Annotated in this window: 14 protein-coding genes, 1 pseudogene and 1 riboswitch; of the genes and pseudogenes, 7 read left to right on the top strand and 8 right to left on the bottom strand. The window is 63.9% G+C overall.

All coding sequences use genetic code 11. The features are described 5' to 3' along the window. Nucleotides 1-211: 211 nt before the first annotated feature. Complete coding sequence (locus OYT13_RS01555) at nt 212-2,302, bottom strand: ATP-dependent helicase (protein ID WP_268567164.1); 2,091 nt, start codon at nt 2,300-2,302, stop codon at nt 212-214. Between the two features lie 166 nt (nt 2,303-2,468). On the opposite strand from OYT13_RS01555, the gene OYT13_RS01550 reads away from it, so the two are divergent. Next, entirely contained in the window at nt 2,469-3,419 is a 951-nt protein-coding gene (locus OYT13_RS01550; RefSeq protein WP_268567163.1) for a DUF72 domain-containing protein, read from the top strand. Here the strand turns inward: OYT13_RS01550 and OYT13_RS01545 are convergent. Then, a complete protein-coding gene (locus OYT13_RS01545; protein ID WP_268567162.1) occupies nt 3,416-4,753 on the bottom strand; it encodes a voltage-gated chloride channel family protein in 1,338 nt (445 codons plus the stop codon). The two genes, OYT13_RS01550 and OYT13_RS01545, sit on opposite strands and share 4 nt — an antisense overlap. A 106-nt stretch (nt 4,754-4,859) precedes the next feature. Next, nucleotides 4,860-4,938, bottom strand: a riboswitch (Fluoride riboswitch). A 155-nt stretch (nt 4,939-5,093) separates the two neighbouring features. Here OYT13_RS01545 and OYT13_RS01540 point away from each other — a divergent pair. Next, a complete protein-coding gene (locus OYT13_RS01540) occupies nt 5,094-6,260 on the top strand; it encodes a hypothetical protein (protein WP_017235725.1) in 1,167 nt (388 codons plus the stop codon). Nucleotides 6,261-6,310: 50 nt separating this feature from the next. On the opposite strand, the pseudogene OYT13_RS01535 reads toward OYT13_RS01540, so the two are convergent. From OYT13_RS01535 to OYT13_RS01525, 3 genes and pseudogenes are all read right to left on the bottom strand, one after another. Then, nucleotides 6,311-7,468 (bottom strand): annotated as a pseudogene (locus OYT13_RS01535) (cysteine desulfurase family protein); the annotation flags it as partial. Between the two features lie 115 nt (nt 7,469-7,583). Beyond that, nucleotides 7,584-9,026 (bottom strand): sensor histidine kinase, encoded by a 1,443-nt coding sequence (locus tag OYT13_RS01530; RefSeq protein WP_017235727.1) that lies wholly within the window; start codon nt 9,024-9,026, stop codon nt 7,584-7,586. A gap of 24 nt (nt 9,027-9,050) precedes the next feature. Further along, a complete protein-coding gene (locus OYT13_RS01525) occupies nt 9,051-9,740 on the bottom strand; it encodes a response regulator (protein ID WP_017235728.1) in 690 nt (229 codons plus the stop codon). A gap of 170 nt (nt 9,741-9,910) precedes the next feature. Here OYT13_RS01525 and OYT13_RS01520 point away from each other — a divergent pair, with 170 nt between their 5' ends. From OYT13_RS01520 to OYT13_RS01505, 4 genes are all read left to right on the top strand, one after another. Further along, nucleotides 9,911-10,987, top strand: a complete 1,077-nt coding sequence (locus OYT13_RS01520) for an ABC transporter substrate-binding protein (protein ID WP_369751624.1) — start codon at nt 9,911-9,913, stop codon at nt 10,985-10,987. Nucleotides 10,988-11,156: 169 nt separating this feature from the next. Beyond that, nucleotides 11,157-12,920 carry an ABC transporter permease gene (locus tag OYT13_RS01515; protein ID WP_261939362.1) on the top strand — a complete coding sequence of 588 codons (1,764 nt, stop codon included), beginning with the start codon at nt 11,157-11,159 and terminating at the stop codon, nt 12,918-12,920. Then, nucleotides 12,913-13,983, top strand: a complete 1,071-nt coding sequence (locus tag OYT13_RS01510; protein WP_261939363.1) for an ABC transporter ATP-binding protein — start codon at nt 12,913-12,915, stop codon at nt 13,981-13,983. The genes OYT13_RS01515 and OYT13_RS01510 overlap by 8 nt, the downstream gene beginning before the upstream one ends. Before the next feature lie 99 nt (nt 13,984-14,082). Continuing rightward, complete coding sequence (locus OYT13_RS01505; RefSeq protein WP_261939364.1) at nt 14,083-15,159, top strand: porin; 1,077 nt, start codon at nt 14,083-14,085, stop codon at nt 15,157-15,159. Between the two features lie 89 nt (nt 15,160-15,248). On the opposite strand, the gene OYT13_RS01500 is transcribed toward OYT13_RS01505, so the two are convergent. The 3 genes from OYT13_RS01500 to OYT13_RS01490 form a co-directional block, all read right to left on the bottom strand. Continuing rightward, entirely contained in the window at nt 15,249-16,346 is a 1,098-nt protein-coding gene (locus OYT13_RS01500; protein WP_026132320.1) for a saccharopine dehydrogenase family protein, read from the bottom strand. Between the two features lie 312 nt (nt 16,347-16,658). Next, nucleotides 16,659-17,777, bottom strand: a complete 1,119-nt coding sequence (locus tag OYT13_RS01495) for a nickel/cobalt efflux protein RcnA (RefSeq protein ID WP_017235735.1) — start codon at nt 17,775-17,777, stop codon at nt 16,659-16,661. 121 nt (nt 17,778-17,898) lie between these two features. Beyond that, on the bottom strand, nt 17,899-19,929 hold the full coding sequence (locus tag OYT13_RS01490) for an aconitase family protein (RefSeq protein WP_261939366.1): 2,031 nt from the start codon (nt 19,927-19,929) through the stop codon (nt 17,899-17,901). Nucleotides 19,930-20,323: 394 nt separating this feature from the next. Between OYT13_RS01490 and OYT13_RS01485 the strand changes: the two genes are divergently transcribed. Beyond that, a complete protein-coding gene (locus tag OYT13_RS01485; RefSeq protein WP_017235737.1) occupies nt 20,324-21,226 on the top strand; it encodes an SLAC1 anion channel family protein in 903 nt (300 codons plus the stop codon). Nucleotides 21,227-21,237: the final 11 nt, after the last annotated feature.

Here is a 21,237-nt window from a genome sequence, read left to right as displayed (position 1 = left end):
ATTCGCGTTCCCCCGCATCCGTCTCGACAAAGCTTTGCGAAACTTACATGGCGGCGGTAAGCGCTGCACCGCCGCCGATGCGGCGACTATACCTGATGCGCGCCCCGCGACAAGCTGGCGACGACCTGACGATGCGTGGCCGCCAGGGCGCATGCGAACAGCGCCGCCCGCTCGAAGGGCCATCTGGGGGCCTGGTTCGCGCACCTTGGGCTCAAGACCACGCGTTGCGAAGCTTGCGAGCGACGTCGATGTGCACCGCCACGTCGCCCACCGGCCCCCGCGGCACCTCGCCCTCGCGCGGCTTTGGGAGAATTTCGTACAGTGGCAACATCGTGTCGGAGACGAAACGGCTGCGCGTGCCGTACACGTGGCGATCGCCCATTCCCGTTTGCTGATGCACATAAAACCGCTGCGGCACGACCAATTGCAGCGATTCCTTCGCGCGCGTCATCGCCACATACAAGAGCCGACGCTCTTCCTCGATATCCTCGTCGTCGCCCGTGCTCATGTCGGACGGAATGCAGCCGTCGACGACGTTGAGCACATAGACCGAGCGCCACTCCTGCCCTTTCGCACTATGGATCGTCGACAGAATCAGGTAGTCCTCGTCAAGCAACGGCGGGCCGGATTGCGCACTCGTGGCGTCGGGAGGATCGAGGGTCAACTCGGTCAGAAACTGCTCACGCGACCCATACGTACCCGCAATGCGGGCGAGCTGTTCGAGGTCCGCCTGGCGCACGGCCGCGTCGTCGAAGCGTTGTGTCAGCAGCGGCGCATACCAGCGCAACGCCAGATCGACATCGGCCGGCCATGACAGTCGCGTGTCGTGCAACGCGATGAAGACGTCGACGAACGCGCGCCAATCGGCAGCGGCCGCCGACGGTGGCTTGAAGTCCGCGAGCACCTGCGCGGGCATGGCGGAGGCCGACATGGCGTCGAGCAATCGGGTGGCGCTCACTGGCCCGATTCCGGGGATCAACTGGGCCACACGAAACCCCGACAAGCGGCTGGCCGGGTTGTGCGCCCAACGCAGGATCGACAACATATCCTTGACGTGCGCCGCTTCGAGAAACTTCAAGCCGCCGAATTTCACGAACGGGATATTGCGGCGTGTGAGTTCCAGCTCCAGCGCCGCGCTATGGCTACCGGTGCGGAACAGCACCGCCTGCTGCATCAATCGGGTGCCGGTCTCACGTTGCGCCAGCACCTGATCCGCCACCCAGCGAGCCTGCCCCGACTCGTCGCTCACATTGACGAGTTGCGGCAGATGCGTCGATTGCCGATCGGTCCACAATGCCTTCGCGTAGCGCTCGTTCGACTCGGCGATCACGGCATTGGACGCATCGAGAATCGGTTGCGTCGAACGGTAATTCCGCTCGAGCGTGACCACATGGGCGGGCTCGGCAAATTGCCCGGGAAAGTCGAGGATGTTTCGGATGGTGGCCGCGCGGAACGCATAAATCGACTGCGCATCATCCCCCACGACGGTGAGGCCGCGTCCGTCGGGCTTCATCGCGAGCAGGATCTGCGCCTGCAGCCGATTGGTGTCCTGGTATTCGTCGACGAGCACGTGGTCGAAGCGCTCGCCCAGTTCGCGCGCGAGATCCGGCGCGCTCATCGTCTCGGCCCAGTACAGCAGCAGATCGTCGTAATCGAGAACGTGTTGCGCTTGCTTCGCGTCGACGTAGACACCGAAGAGCGTCTTGAGCTGCGCCTCCCATTGCGCGCACCACGGGAAATGCTTCGCGAGCACTTCCGCAAGCGGTGCCTGACTGTTCACCACGCGCGAATAGATCGAGAGGCATGTGCCCTTGAGCGGGAAGCGCGACTGCGTGGCGGAAAAGCCGAGGTCATGGCGCGCAAGGCCCAGCAGATCTTCGGCATCGCTGCGGTCGTGAATGGTGAACGCTTCCGACAGGCCGATGCGCGTTGCCACATCGCGCAGAATGCGAGCGCCAATGGCGTGAAACGTGCCGGCCCACGGCAGCGACGGCGGTTGCGACGACGCCAGCCCCAGCACCTTTTGCAGCACCGCGCCCACGCGTCGCTCCATTTCGCCGGCGGCGCGACGCGAGAAAGTGAGCAACAAGATACGGTTGGGGTCGGCCCCGCGAACGATGAGGTTGGCGACGCGATGCGCAAGCGTGCTGGTCTTGCCCGAGCCCGCGCCGGCGATGACGAGCAATGGCCCGCCGGGCGCGCCATCGTCACCGACACCATAGTCGACGGCTTCGCGCTGGCGGTCGTTGAGTTCGGCCCACGGATCGCGGGCGGGGGCGGGGGCGGTCGGCTGTTCGGACATGCGAGATCTGGGAGCGCCACGAAAAGACGGGCCGTGGCCCGCAAGTACGCTCATCGAGTACTGTATATTTATACATTATAACGATGGCTTCGACGCCCATCGAGTCCCTTCGGAAATTGAGACGAATTCCGGCTGTCGCCCGTCTGACGGCCCACTCACCTACCTCATGACGATTCGTACCGGCACATCGTCCTGGACCGATCCGACGCTCATTGCGTGCGGACGCTTCTACCCGCCGGGCGTCGATACGCCCGAGGCGCGGCTGCGCCATTACGCGTCGCAGTTCGATCTGGTCGAGATCGACAGCAGCTACTACCGGCTACCCGACGCCGCCATGGCATGGCGCTGGACGCAACGCACGCCCCCGTCGTTTCGCTTTCACATCAAGGCATTTCGGGCGTTCACCGGCCATACGACGCCGCGCGCGGCACTGCCGCGCGATATCGCGCAGGCGCTGGGTGCGGGGGACGACGCAAGCGCAGGGCCAGAGGACTCGCTTGCGTCGCTTGGATCGCTCGCGCCGCACGACCTCCCCGCGGAACTTCGCGACGAACTCTGGCGACGCTATCTCGAAGCCATCGAGCCGTTGCGTCAGTGCGGGCGACTGGCGGCCATTCACTTCCAGTTCTCCCCGCGGGTGCAGAACGACCGCGCCGGGCGGGCCCTGGTCTTCGAGACCGCGCGACGGCTCGATGGCGAACGGCACGCCGTGGAATTTCGTCACCGTAGCTGGTTCGACACGCCCTCACGCGAAGCCGCCACGCTGGCCATGCTACGCGAGACGGGGGCGGCGCACACCATCGTCGACAGCCCCGACGGATTCGACAACACGGTGCCTGCGGTCTGGGCGACGACGCGCGACGACCTGTGCGTCGTCCGTCTGCATGGCCGCAACGCCGCCGCCTGGAACCGACGAGGCATCACCGCCTCCTCGGGACGCTTCGTCTACGAGTACAGCGCGAGCGAGTTGATCGACATCTCGGCGCGCGTCCAGCGACTGGCCGCGAACGTCGACGACACGCACGTTCTCTTCAATACGAACCACGAAGATCAGGGGATGAAGAACGCGTCGGCGTTCGCGCGCACGCTCACGACGCTTGCGCACGGCATCGTTTAGGGGCGGTGCGCGTCGTCGGTTGGCCGGGCGCCAGCCTTGAGCGTCTTGCGCCATGCGGGCAGGTCGCCGAGTCGCGCGCCTTCCGGTACGGCTCCGTGCTTGCCAGACCCGACGCGTTGCGCGCGATAGATGCCTGTATGCCCCGAACACAGGTACGCCAGCACGCACGCAATCGCGGCATAGCCCCCGATCTGCGGGCCGAAAATCTCGATGGCCATCAACGTCGAGGCGATGGGCGTGTTGGCCGCGCCCGCGAACACGGCGACAAAACCGACGCCTGCGAGCACCGCCGCCGGCAACGTCAACACATGCGATAAGGCGTTGCCCAGCGTCGCGCCGATATAGAACAGCGGCGTGACTTCCCCGCCCTTGAAGCCCGAGCCGAGCGTGACGACGGTGAAGACCGCCTTGCCAAGAAAGTCGTACCACGGCAACGACGTATGAAACGCATCGACGATGGTCGGGATGCCCAACCCGAGGTACTGCGGCGTGCCCAGCACTGTGGCCGCCACTGCGACTACCAGCCCGCCGGCGAATGGACGCAGCGGAGCGTAGGCGATACGCCGCTTCATGAAGGCCGACGTGGCGTGCGTCGCCTGGGCGAACGCCATCCCCGCGAGTCCGCACAACACCCCAGCGGCGGCGGCACTGAGCGCCCCGGTGATCGACAGCGACGCGGCGAACGCGCCAGGCGCAATCGTGTACACGGTGTGATGCACGCCCCAGGCGCGCGTAACCGCGTCGCCCACGAGCGCCGCGACGAGGCACGGCAACAGGGCGTCGTAGCGCAGGCGTCCGATGGCGAGCACCTCCAGGCCGAACACGGCGCCAGCGAGCGGCGTGCCGAAAACCGAGGCGAAGCCTGCGGCGATGCCCGACATCAGCAGCACACGACGCTGCTCACCGGACAGACGGAAGACATGCGTGAGCTGATCGGCCAGTGCGCCGCCCATCTGCACGGCCGTGCCCTCGCGCCCGGCGGACCCACCGACCAGATGCGTGACAACCGTGCCGAACAGCACCAGCGGCGCCATGCGCAACGGCACGACACGCCGCGGATCGTGAATCTCGTCGATCAGCAGATTGTTGCCGGCTTCGACGCTCGCGCCGAGCCGCAGATAGAGCCAGCCCACCGCGAAGCCGGCGATGGGCAGCAGCCCGAGCAGCCACGGGTGAGCCAGACGCGTCTCGGTCGCGAGATCCAGCGCGACAAGAAACAGGGCCGATGCACTTCCGGCCATGATGCCGACGAGCGCCGCGAGCGAACTGGCGCGTGCCGCGCGCGGCAGCACGCCGAACAAGTCGCGCAAGGGGGAGTCTTGAAACATCTTCATGATGTCCAACAGGGGGGACGAGCGACGCCGTCGACAAATTGCCTGAACACTACCGAGAATGAGAGAAACGCTCGCGCGCATAGCCCGCAACCTCCCGGCACGCCAGGATCTTGCAGGCATCATCAGCCCCGGGGAGGGGCGGTTTGCGCAACGAACGCCGGAGGTATGCCATCTCCGTGAAGCAGCCGACATGCTATCAGGAAGCACGAGCCCTCACAATGCGTGACATTCGCTGCGCCGAAATGCCGAACCGGATCGGCGCATTCCGATAAATCGGCGCATTGACGTTTCGCCGCCGCTCGCATCGCTAGAATCGGTGTCCGGTTCACGGAGAGCGGGTATGGCAGCGGACAGCGAATACATCGAACGCGTCAGGGGGTACGACTGGGACGACGTCACCGGGTTGTGGCGCGACATCCAGCGCTGCGCCACGCCTGGATGGGACGCGGGCAAGGCGCTGGAATATCTCGTACTGAAGGGGTTCGAGCTGGGCGGCGCGACGGTGAGGTGGCCGTATACGGTCAAGTTCGTCGATGAGAAGATCCTCGAGCAGATCGACGGCGTGATCTACGCCGCGGGCATCGCGGCCATGGTCGAATGCAAGGACTATTCGGCCCCCTCCAGTCGAACCAAACGGCGCATCGGCGCCGACCCGATTGCAACGCTCCAGGCGAAGCTGACGCGCCGTCCCGCCGCGCTGATCGGGTGCCTGTTCGCCAGCGGCGAATGCACCGAAGCGGCGGAACAACGGGTCAATTTCACCAAACCGGCGACCATCCTTTGCTGGACCGGCGACGATATCGATCGCTGTGTCCATCGACGAAACTTCACGCAGACCCTGCAGCGCAAATTCCGAATCTGCGTCGAGGAAGGCAAGCACCTCACGAAATGTTCGACCCAAGGAGACAGTCAGATGGAGATGCGGAACATCATTTGTCCCTCACAGGACAGCGTGAACTTTCTGAACGCGTGGCTGCCCCCCGAAATTTCCGCGTCGTCGCACTTCTTTTTCCCGTCGCCGCTCAGTGATGCGCCGGCAACCGCCAGGAACGTCCTCGCTACACACCCCCTTCAGGCGCTGCTCATCCGCGACGCCCACACGACGAATCCCGTGCTGATCAGCGATCTGGAGGTGTATGCGGAGGAAAGGTTGATGTTGTCGGCACCGAAGCAGCAGTTCGAAATCGAGGTCGTCTCACCGACACTGTTGGTGATGCTGTTCGAAACGCCGGAAATCTTCACCGCAGTCTTTGGCGAGCGAGCGACCGATTTCCTGCACTTGATGGGCAGCTACGATCCCGAGCGGGCGATCGGCGAAGCCGGCGCCACGGTGGCGAACATCATCGCCCATCTCGACGACACCACCCGTGCTTTGCTGCGCGCGACGCCGACGGCGCGTCGGATCCTTTCGCGCATCGCCAAACTCGACGCCAAGCCTTACCTGCGCGATGACGACTGGGACGCTGCCTGGTATCGCGACCGGCCGCAGCCGACACGGTCGTATTGAATCGCCGACGGGTTCGGCCGCGCCAACGCGTGTTCGATACCCCGCCCTCAGGCCGCCAACGCCCGGCACTGACCGACGACACGCTCGAAGCACGCTGTCACGAAATCGACCGACGCTTCGGTCGTAAAGCGCCCGAGGCTCACACGCACCGTGCGGCTCGCGGCGTCGTTGTCGAGACCAATAGCACTCAGCACGTGAGACGGCTGCCCCGACGCCGAGTTGCAGGCCGACGTCGACGACACGGCCAGCTTGCCGTTGAGCATGAACGTAGCAAAACCCGGATGTCGCACCGTCAAGCTCAACGTATGAGGGATACGCTGCGCCGTCGCGGCGTTGTGCACAATGTCACCGAGTCCCAGCACACCATCGAGCAGGCGGCGACTCAGTTGCGCGATGCGCGCGTTGTCGGTCGTCATGGCCTGCATGGCGAGTTCGCATGCGGTGCCCATGCCGACGATCTGATGCGTCGCCAGCGTGCCGGAGCGCAGGCCTCGCTCGTGACCGCCGCCATGCATCTGCGGGGCGATGCGCGTCATGACATCCTGGCGCACGTATAGGGCACCGATGCCCTTGGGGCCGTAGACCTTGTGCGCCGACATCGACATCAGGTCGATGCCCATCGTCTTGACGTCGATGGGGGTCTTGCCAAGCGCCTGCGCCGCATCGACATGCAGCAACGCCCCAGCCTCATGCACCACCTTCGCGACGGCCGCCACGTCGGTCAGCGTGCCGAGTTCGTTATTGACGAGCATGACCGACACCAGTCCGGTGTCGGGCCGCAGTGCCGCCGCCACGGCATCGGCGGTGATCTCGCCGGTGGCCGACGGCGTCAGATACGTGACGGATGCGCCGCGCGATGCCAGACACGCCATCGTGTCGAGAATCGCCTTGTGTTCGAGCGCGCTCGTCACGAAATGTGCGCGCGACTGCCCGCGTTCCGCATAGCCTTTGAGTGCGAGATTGTTCGATTCGGTCGCGCCGGACGTCCACACGATCTCGGCCGCCTCAGCACCAATGAGTGCCGCCACCTGGGCCCGCGAGCGCTCCACCAGACGGCGCGCACTCACGCCCGCCGCATGCGAACTGGAGGCTGGGTTACCGAAGACACCGTCCACGCCGAGACAATCGGCCATTGCGGCAATTACGGCGGCATCCGCCGGCGTCGTGGCCGCGTAATCGAAGTAATGGAGCGGTTCTCTCTCGCGCATGATCGGCCTCGGATAAAAAGTGCATCGATCGTACGCGCCACAAACGAGAAAAGGCTTGCGAAATCCCCCGTTGACCGGACGTTTCAGGCAAATCTCTTCCCAAAATATGACGAAATCAGGAATTTCCTTCCAGGCGTGAGTGAGCGCCGTCACTGGCTGGGAATCGCACCGTCACCTCGAGTCCGCCACCGGGCGCATCGCCGAGCGACACATCGGCACGATGCATTCGAACGATTTCCCTGACGATGGCAAGTCCCAGCCCGGAACCATCCGCCGTCTGGACCGCTTGCGGGGCCGACCCATCGTGCTCGCGGCGATAGAAACGCTCGAACACCGCCTCACGCTCGCACTCGGGAATGCCGGGGCCGTTGTCGATGACTTGCAGCACCGGCACATCGCCATCACACCAGGTGCGCACCGTAATGACAGCACCGTCGCCGGCATAACGAATGGCGTTATCGATGAGATTGCCGCACAACTCGGACAGCAACTCGCGCTGCGCCACCACGGGCACCGGCCCGTCATGCTCAAAACCCAGATCGATCCCGCGCGAGCGCGCCACCGGCGACCAGTCGAGGGCCACGCTGCGCGCCAAATCGTCCAGCCGTAGCGACACCATCGCCACCGGCGGGCCGCCTTCCGCCTCCAGACGCGACAGCGACAGCAGTTGCCGAACGCTCTTCGCGGCCTGCTTCACCGCATGGTTGAGTCGCTCCACACGCTCACGCGCCCCGGCACTGAGCGATTCCCTGAGCGTGAGTTCGGACTCTGCCTGAATGATGGCGAGCGGGGTTTTCAACTGGTGCGCCGCGTCGGCGAAGAACCGTTGCCGCGAGGCCTGCATGCGGCCCACGCGGCCCACATACTGATTGATGGATTCGACGAGCGGCTTGACCTCGGTCGGCAGATCGACATTGTCGAGCGGCGTCGTGTCGTCTTCATCGCGCGCCGCCACCTTGGCGGACAGCCGATTCAGCGGCCGCAGCCCACGCGTCACGCCCAGCCAGACGATGGCAAGCGCCAACACAACGAGCAGCACCTCCTGCTGCAGCGCGCCCGTAAGAATCTGACGCGCCAGTTCGTGGCGAGACTCCGTCGTCTCACCCACGACGATCCACACAACACGCGTCTGCGCGTTCGGCACGTCATGCACGGGCAGTTGCAGTGCCCCCATGCGCAGCGTCTCGCCGCGATACGTGGCGTCGTAGAACACGGCGTGATATGGCCCGGGCACGAGTCGTCCGGGAGGCATCGGCAGATCGTGATAGCCCGTCACCGCGCGGCCGCCCGCTTCACGAATCACGTAATAAATCTTGCCGCCGCGATCCGATTCGAACATCTCCAGCGCGAGATACGGCAGATTGACCTGCACTTCTCCGTCGATCAGTTGTGTGCCCTCGCGAATCGACTTGATCGAAAACTCCAGCGACCGGTCGAACGCCGAATTGGCCGCGCTCATCGCGCGCTGATAGGTCAGCCAGGTATCGAGCGCGAGCAACCCAAGCAGCGGGAATAATAGCCAGAGCGCCAGTTGACGGCGAAGGTTAGGTTGCGACATGGAGGGCGACGTCAGACGTGCGGATCATGCGGCAGGCGGTGCCGCGTCCGACTTCACTTCGAGCAGATAGCCCAGTCCGCGCAGCGTGACGATCGCCACGCCGCTGCCTTCGAGCTTCTTTCTCAAGCGGTAGACGTAGATTTCGATGGCGTCTGGATTCACGGATTCATCGATGCCGAAGAGCTTCTCCGAGAGCGCTTCCTTGTTGATCGCACGTCCGCCACGCACGATCAGCACTTCGAGCACGGCCCGCTCGCGCTTGGTGAGCGCCAGCAGTTCGCCGCCGAGACGGAAGCTGCGCTCAACGCCATCGAATACCAGCGGCCCGCACGCCACATCGGCGCTTTCGTGATGCTGGGCACGACGGATCAGCGCACGAGCGCGTGCTTCCAGCTCATCGAGTTCGAACGGTTTTGAAAGATAATCGTCGGCCCCAAGGTTGAGGCCCTTCACGCGATCTTCGAGCGAGCCATGCGCCGTAAGAATCAGCACGGGCACGCGGTTACGGCGCGCGCGCAGTCGTCGCAGAATTTCCAGGCCGTCCAGACGCGGCAGCCCCAGATCGAGAATCACGAGCGAATACTCCTGCGTGCGCAACACGTGGTCGGCAGCCTCGCCGTCGTGCATGCAATCGACGGCGAAGTGCGCCTGCGTCAACGCCTCGGAGAGCGATTTGGCCAGACTCGGATTGTCTTCGACAAGCAGGATGCGCATGAGACCTAGGGAAATCCATGACCCAAAAAAGGGGGCTTGGGCCCGCTTCGATACGAAATCGAAAGCGAATTGAAAGTTTCGGCAAATTACCATGCGCCACACGAAAACGACAAACCCATTCAAGGGGTCTTCCGGAGGATGACATGAAGCAACAGCAATCGCTTGGCGCGATGGTCGCGACCGCAGCGCTCTTCGCAGCCGCTATGCCCGCAGCCCATGCGCAGGTGCCCGCCGGCTATCCGGCGAACTATCAGGCCACGGTCGACGCGGCCAGGAAGGAAGGCAAGCTCATCGTGTACTCGGTGACGGATACGGCGCTCGTGCGTCCGCTCATCAAGGACTTCGAGTCGCTGTACGGTGTGAAGGTCGAATACAACGACATGAACAGCACCGAGCTGTACAACCGCTACATCAGCGAGAGCGCGGCCGACAGTACCAGCGCCGACGTGCTCTGGAGTTCCGCGATGGACCTTCAGGTCAAGCTCGTGAACGACGGCATGACGGCGAGCTACGAATCGCCCGAATCCACTCACATTCCACAATGGGCGCAGTATCAGAAGCAGGCCTACGGCACAACGTACGAGCCGCTCGCCATCGTCTACAACAAGCGTTTGTTGCCGGCGAACGAGGTACCGCAGACGCGCATGGAACTGATCAAGCTGCTGCACGCGAACCCGGCCAAGTTCAAGGGCAAGGTCACCACCTACGATATCGAAAAGTCGGGCGTGGGCTTCAACTACCTGACGCAGGACGCCCGCGTGAACCCGGAGGTGACATGGGAACTCGTGGCCGCTTTCGGCGCGCTCAACCCGAAGCTGCAATCGAGCACCGGCGCGATGATGGAGCGCATCTCGTCGGGCGAGAACCTGATCGGCTACAACATCCTCGGCTCCTACGCGTTTGCCAAGGCGAAGAAGGACCCGTCCATCGGCTACGTTTATCCGCGCGACTACACGCAGGTGGTGAGCCGTCTCGTCATGATTTCGAAGAAGGCCAGGCATTCGAACGCGGCCAGGCTCTGGGTCGACTATCTGCTCTCGAAGCGTGGCCAGACCCTGCTCGCCAATCAGGCCAACCTGTTCTCGATTCGAGCGGACGTCGACGGCGAGACGTCGATGGCGAACCTCACGCAACAACTCGGCTCGGCGCTCAAGCCGATCCCGATCGGTGCGGGCCTGCTGGTCTACCTCGATCAGTCCAAGCGTCTTGAATTCCTCAAGCGCTGGCAGCAGTCCATCAAGCGCTGAGCGGCATGCGTGTCGCACGCGCTTCATGGCTGACGTGACACGACGGGTCGCCCCCGCCCCGCGATCATCGCGTCACCGGCAACACCCTTAAGTCCGGCGGCCGCATCGGCGGCCTGCCTCTCCCCAAGCCTTTCTCGATATGCGCCCCGCGGGGTGCAGGGAGACCCTCATGCTGTCATCTTCTACCGCTGACCGCTCTGCGGTGCCCGCCGGTCGTCCCCCTGCCGGGGCGACACCTCACGGCACTACACCCTGGCGTGCACTCGCGGCCACGTCGCGCTGGCTGGTCATCGCCGTGCTCACCGTTGCCGTGATGCTGCCGCTGTCGTTCATCGTCGTGCAGAGCCTGCTCTCGGCCCCGTTCTTCGATGCCAACCGCACGTTCGGTATCGACGGCTATCGCTTCGTCTTTGCCGACCCCGACTTCTGGTCGGCGGTGAAGAACTCGTTCATCATCGCGTTCGGGATGCTGTTCATTTCGATCCCGCTCGGCGGCATTCTCGCCTTCCTCATGGTGCGCACCGATTTGCCGGGGCGTCGCTGGCTCGAACCGCTGCTGCTCACGCCGGTGTTCGTCTCGCCGATGGTGCTCGCCTTCGGCTACGTCGTGGCCGCCGGCCCCGTCGGCTTCTACGCCGTGTGGTTCCGCGAACTCACCGGTCTCGACGCGCCCTGGTCGATCTACTCGATCTTCGCGATCACCGTGATCGTCGGCCTCACGCATGTGCCGCACGTCTACCTCTACTCGTCGGCCGCACTCCGCAATCTCGGCTCCGACGTGGAAGAGGCGGCCCGCGTGGCAGGTGCACGCCCGTTCCGGGTGGCGCTCGACGTCAGCCTGCCGATGACCCTGCCTGCCCTGCTCTTCGCTGGCGTGCTCGTGTTCTTCCTCGGCTTCGAGGTCTTCGGTCTGCCGCTCGTCCTGGGCGATCCTGAAGGTCACCTCGTGCTGGCGACATACCTGTACAAGCTCACCAACAAGCTCGGTGTGCCGTCATATCACCTGATGGCGGCGGTGGCGATGTGCATCGTCGCGATCACCTTTCCGCTCGTGCTGCTGCAACGTCGCCTGCTCAAGCGCGCGAACAAGTACGTGACCGTCAAGGGCAAGGCGGGGCGTCAGACCGCGCTGCCGCTGGGCGTGTGGCGTTGGGTCGCGCTGGCGATCGTCGGTGCCTGGCTGCTGGTGACGGTCTTCGTGCCGATCTCGGGCATCGTGCTGCGCTCGTTCGTCACGCATTGGGGTGAAGGCGTGGTCCTGAGCGACGTGCTCACGCTCGCAAACTTCACCGAGCTCTTCGAGCAAGACAATCTCGTGCGCGCCATTCTCAACACGCTGGGCATCGGCGTGATCGGCGGCGCCATCGCGGTGGGCTTCTACTCGCTCGTGGCATTCGCCGGCCACCGGCGCAACGACTGGGCCACGAAGCTGCTCGACTATCTCGTGCTGCTGCCTCGCGCCGTGCCTGGCCTGCTCGCCGGTCTGGCCTTCCTGTGGATCTTTCTGTTCGTGCCCGGACTGCGCGAACTCAAGAATTCGATGTGGAGCATCTGGGTAGCCTATACGGTCGTGTGGCTCGCGTACGGCATGCGCCTCATCCAGAGCGCGCTGCTCCAGGTCGGCCCGGAGCTGGAAGAGGCCGGACGAAGTGTCGGCGCCACGCGCAGCCGCGTGAGCCTCGACGTCACCCTGCCGCTCGTGCGCTTCGGTCTGCTCGCCGCGTGGCTGCTCATCTTCATGATCTTCGAGCGCGAGTATTCGACCGCCGTCTATTTGCTCTCGCCTGGCACGGAAGTCATCGGCTCGCTGCTCGTGTCGCTGTGGGCGACCGGCGCGGTCGATCAGGTCGCCGCGCTCTCTGTCATCAACATTGCGATGGTCGGCGCCGGTCTGGGCGTGGCGTTGCGCTTCGGAGTCAAATTGCATGGATAAGCTCATCGTTGACAACCTCTTTCTGAGCTACGGCGCCAACCCGATCCTCAAGGGCGTGTCGTTCGAACTCAAAGCGGGTGAAGTCGTGTGTCTGCTCGGCGCGTCGGGTAGCGGCAAGACCACGTTGCTGCGCGCGGTGGCGGGGCTCGAACAGCCGTCGCAAGGCCGCATCGCGCTCGACGATCAGGTCTTCTTCGACGGCGCACAGGGCATCGACTGCCCTGTCGAGCAACGCTCGCTCGGCCTGGTGTTCCAGTCATACGCGCTGTGGCCGCATCGCACCGTCGCGGACAACGTTGGCTATGGTCTGAAGCTGCGTAAGGTCGGTGCGGCGGAGCGGCGCGAGCGCGTGCAGAACGCACTCGACCAGCTTGGCCTCGGTCATCTGGCGGCGCGCTTTCCGTTCCAGCTCTCGGGCGGACAGCAGCAGCGCGTGGCCATTGCGCGTGCGCTGGTCTACAACCCGCCCGTCATTCTGCTCGACGAACCGCTCTCGAACCTCGACGCCAAGTTGCGCGAAGAAGCGCGTGCGTGGCTGCGCGAGCTGATCGTCTCGCTCGGATTGTCGGCGCTGTGCGTTACGCACGATCAGACAGAGGCCATGGCGATGTCGGATCGGATCCTGCTGCTGCGCAACGGACGCATCGAGCAGGAAGGCTCGCCTGCCGAACTCTACGGCGCGCCGCGCTCGCTGTACACGGCCGAATTCATGGGCAGCAACAACCGGATCGATGCGACGGTGAGCGCCGTCGACGGCGATCTCGTCACGCTCGCGGGCGATGGCTTCGCCCTGCAAGCCCGGGCGCGCGACACGCTCGCACCGGGACAGGACGCGCAGGCTGTCATTCGCCTGGAGCGCGTGCAGGTGGCCGACGGCCCGGGCCAAAACCGCGTGAGCGCACAGCTCGTCACGTCGATGTATCTCGGCGACCGCTGGGAGTACCTGTTCCATTGCGGATCGCTGCGCTTCCGAGCGTTCGGCCAGACGGCACGCGAGCCGGGCCATCACTGGGTGGAATTTCCGGCGAACGATTGTTGGGCCTTCGCGCAGGCGCAAGCCTGACACGGGCACGCCGCCGCGTCGGCGCGCCCCCTGCTTTTCACGCGACGCGCGGGCGCTCTCCCGCGCAACACCACGAGAAACATAAGAGAGGAGACACCCATGAAAAGAAGCAGTATCGGTCTGGCCGCATTGAGCGCAATCGGCGTGCTCAACGCCGGCCTGACGCACGCGGCATCGAACGTGACGATCTACGGGATCATGGACGCCGGGGTGGAATATGTGAATCACGCCAGCGACGCCGGTGGCGCGGCACGCGCCGTTTCCGGCGGCAAGAATACGTCGCGCTTCGGTTTCAAGGGCAGCGAAGACCTTGGCGGCGACCTCAAGGCCATCTTCCAGCTCGAGAGCGGCATCAGCATCGTCAACGGCCAGTTCGACGACGGCCCCGGCGCGATCTTCGATCGTCGTGCGGTGGTTGGGCTCAAGCACAAACAATGGGGCCAGGTCACGCTCGGTCGTACATTCACGACGACGTACGACTACATGCTTCAGTTCGATCCAATGGGCTACGCGCCGAACTACTCGTGGGCGACCAGCGCCACGGCCACCGGCGCACGCAAGGATGGACTGTTCTCGCGCTCGGCCAACGCCGTGCGTTACGACGGTGAGTTCAACGGGTTCAAGCTCGGCGCGTTGTATGGCTTCGGCAATGTGGCAGGCAGTACGAAGACCTCATCGAAGTACGACTTCGCTGTCGGCTACGAGAACGGCCCGCTTGCGCTCGTCGCCACGTACGACCGGCAGAACGGCGCGGGCAGCAGCGTCGCGCCGGCCGACACGACCGACTACATCCAGGGAATTCATGCCGGGGCGAGCTATCGCTTTGGCCATGCGAAAGTGATGGCGGGCTACCGGAACTACAAGAAGACGTTTGTGACGGCGGGCACTGCGTCGCTGCGCAGCGACATGTACTGGCTGGGCGGGTCCTATGACTTCACGCCGGCATTCACGTTGTACGGCGCGATCTATCATCAGAACATCAAGGACGCGAGCGACGCAGATCCGACGCTGATCTCGCTGCGCGCGCAGTACGCGATGTCCAAGCGCACGGCGCTGTACCTGTCTGGCGGTTACGCGTTCGCCAAACATGGTCAGAACGTGAGCCTGTCGCGTGACCTGACCGGTGCGGCCGACACGCAGGTCGGCGTCACGGCCGGCATCCAGCATCGCTTCTAACGCTTTTCCTCGACGACGGCCCGGCGCCAGTGGTGGGTAAGCCGCTTGCCGGGTCGTCGTGCTTTTTTTGAGGCGATCCCTCTCTGGCGTCAGGAGAGGGATTCGATATGCGTCGAGTGTGCGTAGACCTGGCCGAACCGGTTCGCCAGGAAATTTGCCAGGGCAATCTGTTCCTGACGCACGAAACCGCGCTGAGGCAACTGCCCGCCGAAGAACATATCGACCGCCGCGCAGATGGCCGACGCCGTCGTGATCTGGATCGCGCTGGCGCTGTGGCCGTTGTTGCGCTCGGCGAAGATTTTCCGCGCGAAGACTTCCTGCGTCAGCACGCCGCGGCGAAGGCCGCTCACGACCACGAAGATCAGCACCACGTCCTGCAGGGTGCTGGGCACCGCACGCTTGAGGATCGTCTTGATCGTTTCCTGATCGTCCTTGAGGCGCAGTTCGTTGAGCAGTACCTTCATCAACGCGCCGTGGCCCGGATAGCGCACGGACTTGTAATCGAGATCGCGCACGCGTCCGCTGAGCGTCTCGCATAGCGTGCCCAATCCGCCCGACGTGTTGAACGCTTCGTACTCCACGCCATCCAGCGAAAAGTGCTCCAGATCCTCCAGCGGCTGAACGCTCAGTCTGACCCCGTCGCGAATCGCTTCGCACGGCTGGCAGTACTCGTTGATGAGCCCGTCGACGCTCCACGTCAGGTTGTACTTGAGCGAGTTGGTAGGAAATGCCGGTAACGCCCCGACACGCATCTTCACGGAGTCGACCTGTTCGAAGGTGGCCGCGAGATGATGGGCCGCGATGGCGATGAATCCGGGGGCCAGGCCGCATTGCGGCATCAGCACGGTCGACGCGCCCTCGGCCAATTGCTGGATCGCGTGCGTCGCGGCCACGTCCTCGGTCAGATCGAAGTAGTGGCACCCTGCTGCGACGGCGGCCGTAGCGGCGCTCGTGGCCATGGTGTAGGGCAGCGCATTGACGACGGCATCATGGCCCGAGATGGCCCGTTGCAGCGAGCCGGTATCGCATCCCGTCAGTTCGACGAACGTGTGGGCATGGTTGCGCACCACGGCAGCCGCCTGCGCGTTGCGGTCGAAAACCGTGACCCGGTAGTCGCCGCTATCGTGCAACAAGCGCGCAATGGTCTGGCCGATGTGTCCCGCGCCAAGCAAGGCGATCTTCTTCATGGTCTTCCCCTCGAATGGAAACGTCGAACGGCAGGGCTGGCCAGCATCGCGCCGAATCGACGGCTTCGACGTTTGTGCAAGCACCGCCACATCCATTCTAGGGAGAGTGCCGGATGAAATGTAGCGTCATTTCGTCGAAATTTATGATCTAACTGCCGAAATGACGAACATCATGACGAACTACGATGCTGTGGGCCGCGGCCATAAGAAACGTCGACCGGCTCGGCATTCGCGCAATGTGCTGCTCGGAGGAATGGGGAAGAAGGGGATTCGGGCGGGCACGGTGTCCGCCGATCGCCGATACACGGTGTGTCAGTGAGTCGCTGTCGCCAAGCCGAGATACCCCTGGTAGCCCACATACAAGCCGACCATTACGATCAGGGCGCTGGAGAAATAGGGCGCCTTGCGTGCGAACTCGCCGAAGCCGCTCCACCGTCTGGACACGTGTTTGACGCTAAGCGCGGCGAGCGTGCCGGAGGCCACCATGGTGAGCGCCAGTCCAATGCTGAAGCACAGCACCAGTCCCGCCCCCAGGGCGAACTTTTTGAGTTGAAGGCAAAGCAGCAGCACCGTAATCGACGCCGGGCATGGCACCAGTCCGCCCGTCAGACCGAACATCACGATCTGCCCGGTCGTGACGTCCCGATTCGCGAAGCGGCGTTTGATATCGTCGGCGTGCGCCCGCTCGTGGGCGTCCTGGTAGTCATCCGAAGCCACGTCCAGGCCGCCATGCGAATGATCGTGCTCCGTGAACTCGACATCGTAGCCATGACGATGGAAGCCATGCTCCAGCAGCAGGCGCGCCGTGAACGCGTGAGGCTCCGGAATCTCTTCGACAGATTCGAGATACCCGTCACGCGGCACAAACGTGAACGTCTGCTTGGCACCTCCCGGACGCTCGGTCTCGAGTCGTACGTTCTCCGCCGCCCAATCCTGGCCGTGATGTCCTTGGCGGGATAAACGAAAGCGCGGAGGCACGCCCTCCTCGAAGATCGCCAGACGGACCAGACCGTGCCCCGTATCGATGACGCGCGTCTCATCATGTTCGTGGTCGTGGCTGTGGTCATGACCGTGGTGGTGGTCGTGGTGATGTTGGTCGCGCCAGGTGCGCCAGACCATCCAGCAGGCGACGGCGACGATCAGCACCGCCGAGGCGATCTGAAAGTACGGCTCGGTCGCTTGCGCGTCCCAATTCCGGCCGAGATACAAGCCGCCTAACGCCACGCCCCAAACGACCGCCGTGTGCGACACCGTCGCGGACAGGCCGAGCAACACCGCTTGTCCAATCGTGCCGCGAATCGCCACGATGAACGCGGCCATCATCGTCTTGGAATGTCCAGGCTCCAGTCCGTGGAGCGCCCCGAGCAAGATTGCGCTGGGGATGAAAAGCCACGCGTTACCCTGCTGAAGTAGGTTGGCGAAGTCGGCCATGTCGGAGAAGGTGCATAGTGTGGGTGCGCCAATATACTCCACCCCAGTATATTGGCGCCACTTTTTTCTACACGTTTCTCGCGTCGCTCCCCCTCAAGCCTTCGCAAGGGGCGGGGATTGCTCAGGCACACGGGGACGACGGGAGCGCTCTCGGCGACGTCGATGGGGACTGCGCGTCCGGCAAGCGATCACCGAACCGTCGCTGCAATTCCTCAAACGACACCAACTCACCGGCGATGGCGCTCGCGGCGACCGTCGGCGGACTGGCCAGCCAAACCTTGCCGGGTCCGGAGCGCCCTGGGAAGTTCCGATTGATGGCGCTGATCGTCACCTGCTCGGCGTGCGTCGACGACCCCGGGCCACAGTTCGCACACGCGCCGCATGCGGGCTGCAACAATTCCGCCCCCACCTGCTCGAACGCTTTCAGGTAGCCACGATGCTCGCAGTAGTCCCGAACGGCAACGGTCCCGAACTGCAGATACAACTTCACATGCGAGGGCACCTTCAGTCCGCGCTCCGCCGCCCATGACAGGACCGCATGGTAATAGTCGAAGTCTTCACGCTTGCCGGCGGTGCAGGATCCCCCATAGGCAATATCGAAGCGAATCGGCCCTTCGGTGACATCGGTGATCGGCACGCCGTTTCCGGGATCGCCCGGCCGCGCCACCATCGGGACGACCGCGCTGCAATCGATGCGAATGACGTCCGCATAGACCGCGCCCTCATCACTGTGCATCCAGTCTTCGATGACGAACGTCACGCCTCGGCGTTCGCGCAGGAATCGAACCGTTTCCTCGTCTGGCGCAACGATGCCGGTGAATCCGCCCAGTTCGGCGGTCATGTTCGTCAACGTAGCACGCTCGTCCGTCGACAACTGCTTGATCGCCTCTCCCGTGAACTCGAAGATCCTGCCCACGCCCGCGCCTGCCTTGATGCGGGGCGCCGCGAGCAGTTCGAGCACGATGTCCTTTGCCGTCACGCCCGCGGGAATCCGACCCACGAGATCGATGCGCAGCGACTCGGGCGCCGTCAAGCGCACCGCACCGGTGACCATGCTGTTGGCCATGTCAGTCGTTCCCACGCCGAACGCCACGCAACCCACCGCACCGCTATGCGGCGTATGGGAGTCCGTGCCGACCACGACCTGACCCGGCAATGCGTAACGCTCGGCCATAACGGCGTGCGAGATACCTTCGGACCCTTTCCCATGGCCCACGTCGGCGTCGCCGAGATAGCCATGATGGCGAATGCCGTACTCGCGGACGAAGTCGCGATGCGCGCTGGACAAGTGGTACACGCCGGTCATCAACCCGTTCTGGCTATGCACCGGGCTACGATTCGAATACGAGAGATGATCTTCGAAGGCGATGATCGACTGCGGCTCGTGGAGCACGGTCGGTCGTCCGAATGCCGCATGCAGCATGTGCATGCACATGCCCGTGTAGTACTCGTGGATAAAGCGCCAGTCCGCCTTCACGAAGCCGCCGGCGCCCGGTTGCAGACCGCCATCGACATCGTCGGTCACGACGCGATGACGTAACAGGATCTTCTCCGCGAGGGTCTGCGGCCGGGGCGACGCATTCGCCATGGCATAAGGACGAACGTCGCGCATGCGTGACTGACCGTACTTGAGCAAGCCACCGTGCCTCAGAATCGCGGCAGCGAGTGTGTCACGCGGCGCCACCAGTTCCTCGATGTCGATCGCCTCACCCCGCTGGATTCGGTCAATCAGTCCGAAGTCCGTCGACGTGAACAAGCCGACGTTGTCGGCGTTCTGTCGATAGATGCGCTCGAAGCTCTCCGCGATGACCAGGACGATGCCCGCACGACGTTCCGCGACCGGACTGTGCTCGCGCGATGAGCCTTTCCCGTAGCGTTTGCCAGCCACGGTCACGCTGAACCCGCCGTGCTTCACGCTGTCCGTGCCGATCGGTGTCCGCTCGCCGGCCTTCAGGCCAACGTAGGGATAGCGTCCCAGACGGTCGTCGTAATACGTCAGCACCGGAATCGGCGTGATCTCGTCGGTCGACACATCGTTGCGCAGCGACCCCGCCTGTGCAAGATTCAATGCACGCCCTTGAAGCTGGGCATCGATCGCGTCGGGGTCTTCGCCGAGGAAGAGAATGCGGCCTGGAATGTGAAGTTCGGTCATGCAGCGCTCCTGGTCCCGGCAATGTACCGAACGCTCACGCGATCCTGAAGTGCCGATTCATGCAGGTCGCCATCCCGATTTGCGAAGGCCCCGGCTTGCGCGCGCGACGCGCCTCTGACACATAGCTGGCGCGCCTTTCCCCGCAGGTGGCAATGTTTGCCACAACGTTGGCAGGAATTGCCGCATTACGTCACTTTCGGTCTTGCGCACCGCATCCCATAATTTCCTCACGGCGCGAGCGACGCTTCGCTCCAGCGAGCCGGGTTGCCATTGCGGCGCCGGCGCACGACCGAAAGTCAGTGAGGAAATCATGAGTCATGCCACCACCACTACGCAATATGTTCAGCCGCGTAGTTCGGTAAAGCACCTTCCCGTCAATTTGTTTGCGTCAGTCATGGGTATTTCCGGACTGTCGCTTGCGTGGCGTGGCGCCCATCAGCTCTTCGGCGCCGATGTGGAGATCGCGGAGGGGATTGGCCTCATCGCCATCCTCACGTTCCTGGTCCTGGCAATCGGTTACGCCGTCAAGTGGGCGCGGTATCCCGCGGTCGTCAAAGCGGAATTCAATCATCCCGTCGCGGGCAACTTCTTCGGCACCATCACGATTGCTGTGCTGCTGCTCTCGTCCGTCGTCGGCTTCTACAGCGCAGTGCTCGGCGAAGTCGTCTGGACCCTCGGATCCATTCTGACGATCGGTCTGGCCTTCGTTATCGCGGGTCGGCTGTTCCGCGGCCAGGAGGATCCGGCCCACGCGGCGCCGGCCTGGTTGATTCCCGGCGTTGCCACACTCGATATCGCCGTGGCCGGGGGCACGATGCCGATGGCGTGGGCGCACGAGCTCAACATGTTCGCGATTGCCATCGGCACGATGATGGCGCTCGTGTTCTTCACGATGATCTTCTCGCGCGTGGTGCATCATGAACCGCTGCCGGCCGGCATGGTGCCGTCGCTGATCATCATGATTGCACCGTTCGAGGTGGGCTTCCTGGCGTACGTGAACGTCACCCACCACGTGGACATGTTTGCCGGCCTGCTCTTTTACTTCGGCCTGTTCCTGTTCATCTCGCTCTCGTTCAAGGTCTTCCGCCGGTCGATTCCCTTCGCTGCCTCGTGGTGGGCCATCAGCTTCCCGATCGCCGCGCTGTCCAATGCGGCCATCAAGTACGCGGCCTACTCGGATACCTGGGTGCTCAAGGGGCTGGCCGGCCTTATTCTGGCCTTCCTGAGCGCTGCCATTCTCGTGCTCTTCCTGCGCACGTTGCACCGCTTGTTCACGCATCGACTTCTGGTCGGCTGAAATTGCCGGCT

It is taken from the genome of Pandoraea sp. XJJ-1 (genome assembly GCF_026802345.1).
Classification (GTDB): Bacteria; Pseudomonadota; Gammaproteobacteria; order Burkholderiales; family Burkholderiaceae; genus Pandoraea; species Pandoraea cepalis.
Note: the sequence above shows the minus strand (reverse complement) of the source record. Positions and strands in the feature narration are given on the sequence as shown.